The following is a 3869-nucleotide window of genomic DNA, read 5'->3' as shown; positions in this document are numbered from 1 at the left end:
TAAACCGACGATCACGCAGGTCATAGACCGCTACCGATATATTGTCAGGAGCTCTGGACTGGCGGGTAAGAATGCCCTGCACAGTATGCGTTACCATTTTGCTCAGCAATCTGGTGAACATTACAAAGCGCAGGGTTTCAGCGAGCAGGAAGCGCTGGCACTGGTATCAATGGATTTGGGGCATGGCGATGCGCGAGGACGCTATATCCGGCAAGTGTATTACCAGGAAGGTGAGGCGGAATAACACTATTTTCCCTGATAAAAAATAATCATCTGGATTAATCGCTATCCTACCTGACCGTCAGCTATGAGCGAACAACAGACGCTTAGCCTACGGTAGAAATAGTATGGAGATGTCTGGATGATTCGTGACTATTCAAAGTTAAAACTACACGCAATAACACTTCCTTATTTCTGTATTCCGTGCGATTCTTTGATATAAATCCCTTAGAGTGGTGGTCGTTAAAATGTTAAGAACAGTTTATCACTTCACAACATTAGATTCAGCAAAACTAATAGTAAGAAAACAAAAATTAAAAGTATCGCGTATTAATAATTTAAATGACCCATTTGAATTATTATCAGCAAACATTGGAGACAAGGAATATCGGCCTAAAATAAAAAAACAAAAAGAAAGTGCAAATGATTTATATGGGATAATTTCATTCAGTAAATCATGGAAAAACCCTGTACAATGGGCACATTATGCTGAACGGCATAATGGCATAATGGCATAATGGCGTTTGCCTAGCTTTTTCTATTGAAAAAGACTTGTTGACTGATATTGTTTATCATTCTAAGAGGATACACCAAAATGATATTTTAGAACCAAAAACCGCTTTGAAGTATAAATTTAACAGCTGGAGTTACGAGCAAGAGACAAGATTGATAATAGAATTACAAGATAAACTTATAATTAAGTGTGGTGATATGCATTTTATTCCATTTAACGATCGAATAAAACTTGATGAAATTATATTCGGTGCAAATACAACTAAAGAAACCGAAGGTGAACTTTATGAACTTTACCGAGAAGTCAATCCTAATCATTCCATCAAATATAATAAGGCACGACCAGCATTCAAGTCTTTTAGAATGACATATAAAAAAGATTGGAAAAATGAAATGATTAAATCATTGTAAATTACTAATACCAGTTTTAACTGCCTCCAGCAACGTCCGTTTCTGACACAATATATACATTCACACCCCAGAATTACACTGTTAGGTGATTCAGGGTATGCACTTACTGGTTACGAATAATGAGCGAGAATCATTCGATGATCGCCGCTTTTCTTTCGAGCCAGTAAGTGCTCCACGTTCACTAACGAATACTCAGGGCATGCATGCAAAGTGCTGGCTATATTTCTTTCGAAGAGCGTGGAATGCATACCCATCCCCGATGAAAAAAGGAGAGGGTAATGACTGCGATAAATCAGTTTACTGCTCATATTGGTCTGGATTGGGCAGATAAAAAGCATGATGTCTGTATTCAGTTTAAAAACGGTGAGCGCGTATTCCATGTGATTAAACATACACCAGAAGCACTTGATACCTGGCTCAAAGAGTTACACCAACAGGTGAAAGGCAAGATAGCTATTGCCCTTGAGCTGAAAAAAGGTCCCGTGGTGTACGCTCTTCAAAAATACCCATTTATCACCGTTTTTCTAATACATGCGTTGTCACTGGCCCGCTATCGGCAGACCTTTTGGCACAGTGGCGCTAAGGATAATCCGCAGGATGCCGAATTAGCGTTAGAACTCATGCTGCGCTATCCCCAAAAGATAAAAGCCATTGAACCCGACAATGCGGATATCCGGTTGCTCCAACAATTAGTTGAACAATGCGGCCAACTCGTTGAAGACAAACATCGCTTTGTAAATCGGCTCATCAACACGCTGAAACGGTACTACCCACAACCTCTGGAGTGGTTCTCTCATCGGGACAGCATGCTATTCTGTGACCTGATTACCCGCTGGCCCAGCCTGCAACAATTACAACGGGCCAGAAGTGACACCATTCGTCGTTTTATGAACGCCAAAGGTGGCCCCGCTGTTGCCTATACAGAACAGCGCGTAGCGAGCATTGCCAATGCGATTCTCCTCACCACAGATACCCGTGTCATCAAGGCGAATGCACTCATGGCAACAGCACTGGCATTACAAATCAAACGGGTGAATGATATTATTCGAACCTGCAACGAACGAATTGAAGCATTGTTCGATACCATGCCAGATGCAGAGCTGTTTAAATCGCTTCCTGGTATGGGACCCTGCATGGGGCCACGAATGCTTGCGGCATTGGGCGATAACCGTAACCGCTTTAGCAGTGCAGAAGAAATTCAAAACTACACAGGTATCGCTCCGGTCACCGAGCGAAGTGGTCAGAAATCGTGGGTACACTGGCGATGGCAATGTGCCAGGTTCGTCAGGCAGACGTTTGTTGAATGGGCTGCCAAGACAGTTCAATCATCATACTGGGCCAAACTGTATTATCAGGGGCAACGTGAAAAAGGAAAGTCTCATCAATCCGCTATCCGGGCACTGGCGTTTAAATGGATAAGGATAATTTACCGCTGTTGGAAAACCAGAACCTGTTACGACGAAGCAAAATACTTACTGGCACTCAAAGATAGAAATTCACCTTTGCTTAAAGAATAAAAAACTTGTCAAATGTCTCAGGGCGTGAAGTTGACGTTAACGCTAATATCCGATATGAGTGCCGCGCCCAGCCCTGTGGACCTACCTATTGATCATCAGACCGCCTCTTTCAGGCAATCTCTCGCTGGTTTTGCGGGAAAGGGATCACAATCCATGACAAACGGTGCGCCAACAGACTTCAATATTACGGAAGATTTTCCGCACGAAGAACTGGTAAAAGTCCTTGAGCAATTTGTACGCGGTGAATCCTCCAATATACTGACAGTGACCGTTGCCAATCCGGAGACTTTTGCCGAGGCGCGAAACCATCCGGAAATGTATGACCTGTTGCGGGTGAGAATGGGTGGATGGACAAACTTCTTTACTAGCGTCTTCCCCGACATCCAGAAACAACATCAGAGACGACCTTTGTCAACACAGGAAATAGAAGAAATCCTCACATGATTTTTAAGGGATTATTGTAAAAAATAGCGTTGTGATGAAAACTTAGTCTATTCATCCATTTTTTGTGACATTAAATCATACCTAATGACTTTAGATGGAAACATTTCGTCCCGACGATCATTCTCTGGTGCTTGCGTTGGTATGGTTCAACACCCATGAACTGTGCCAACGTCAGTGATATGCTGGCTGAATGCGGAATTTACGTTCACCGTTCCGCTATTTACCGCTGATTTATTGCATATGTACCAGTATTGCGTGTTGTGCCTTAATAAATTCAGACACTTTAATAAAGATCAACGGCTGATGTTTATCTATAATTTTTTTATCTCAGTGAAAGAAATAAACCAGTTTTCATCAAAAACTTTCGTTTTACAGTAAGAGGTATCATTTTCATATAAATTTATTTAATGGGGGTGTATCAATGAAAAAGCCACTAATCGTAATAACAGGAGCGAGTTCAGGGATCGGTCAAGCAACAGCAAAATTACTTTCTTCATATGGCTATCCACTACTTTTAATCGCTCGACGAAGAGAACGAATGGAAAGCCTAAATTTGCCAAATACATTATGTATGGCAGTTGACGTTACAGATAAAAAATCATTTTCCAAAGCAATAGAACAAGCAGAACAAAAGTTTGGTCCCGTTGATGCTCTAATTAATAATGCAGGAGTCATGCTGTTAGGAAGCATGGAATTACAAGATCCTAGCGAATGGGAACAAATGTTAAATGTTAATGTGAAAGGCATGATGAATGGTATTAGCGC

5 protein-coding genes and 2 pseudogenes are annotated in these 3869 nt (G+C 41.6%); all 7 read left to right on the top strand.

Translation table 11 applies throughout. The features are described 5' to 3' along the window. A pseudogene (locus tag AAC147_RS08380) lies at nt 1–244 on the top strand (integrase domain-containing protein); the annotation flags it as partial. 223 nt (nt 245–467) lie between these two features. Continuing rightward, entirely contained in the window at nt 468–737 is a 270-nt protein-coding gene (locus AAC147_RS08375; RefSeq protein ID WP_047686322.1) for a hypothetical protein, read from the top strand. A gap of 37 nt (nt 738–774) precedes the next feature. Then, the gene (locus AAC147_RS08370; protein WP_156115458.1) at nt 775–1143 is read left to right on the top strand and encodes a hypothetical protein; all 369 of its coding nucleotides are present in this window, start codon (nt 775–777) and stop codon (nt 1141–1143) included. 278 nt (nt 1144–1421) lie between these two features. Further along, nucleotides 1422–2660, top strand: coding sequence for an IS110 family transposase (locus AAC147_RS08365; RefSeq protein WP_047686317.1), 1239 nt, complete (start codon nt 1422–1424; stop codon nt 2658–2660). A gap of 153 nt (nt 2661–2813) precedes the next feature. Next, a complete protein-coding gene (locus AAC147_RS08360; protein WP_156115457.1) occupies nt 2814–3104 on the top strand; it encodes a hypothetical protein in 291 nt (96 codons plus the stop codon). A gap of 74 nt (nt 3105–3178) precedes the next feature. After that, nucleotides 3179–3331, top strand: a pseudogene (locus tag AAC147_RS08355) (IS6 family transposase); the annotation flags it as partial. 194 nt (nt 3332–3525) lie between these two features. Beyond that, nucleotides 3526–3869 (top strand): SDR family oxidoreductase (locus tag AAC147_RS08350; RefSeq protein WP_047686311.1); only part of this gene is annotated, 344 nt, incomplete at its 3' end.

The organism is Xenorhabdus sp. NBAII XenSa04 (assembly GCF_963866145.1).
GTDB lineage: Bacteria > Pseudomonadota > Gammaproteobacteria > Enterobacterales > Enterobacteriaceae > Xenorhabdus > Xenorhabdus indica.
The sequence above is the reverse complement of the archived record's forward strand: the minus strand, read 5'-3'. Positions and strand labels throughout refer to the sequence as shown.

Bases quoted from the DNA above. Each gene is read 5' to 3' on its own strand.
- AAC147_RS08360 (WP_156115457.1), top strand. From the start codon at position 2,814: ATGACAAACGGTGCGCCAACAGACTTCAATATTACGGAAGATTTTCCG.
- AAC147_RS08365 (WP_047686317.1), top strand. From the start codon at position 1,422: ATGACTGCGATAAATCAGTTTACTGCTCATATTGGTCTGGATTGGGCA.
- AAC147_RS08375 (WP_047686322.1), top strand. From the start codon at position 468: ATGTTAAGAACAGTTTATCACTTCACAACATTAGATTCAGCAAAACTA.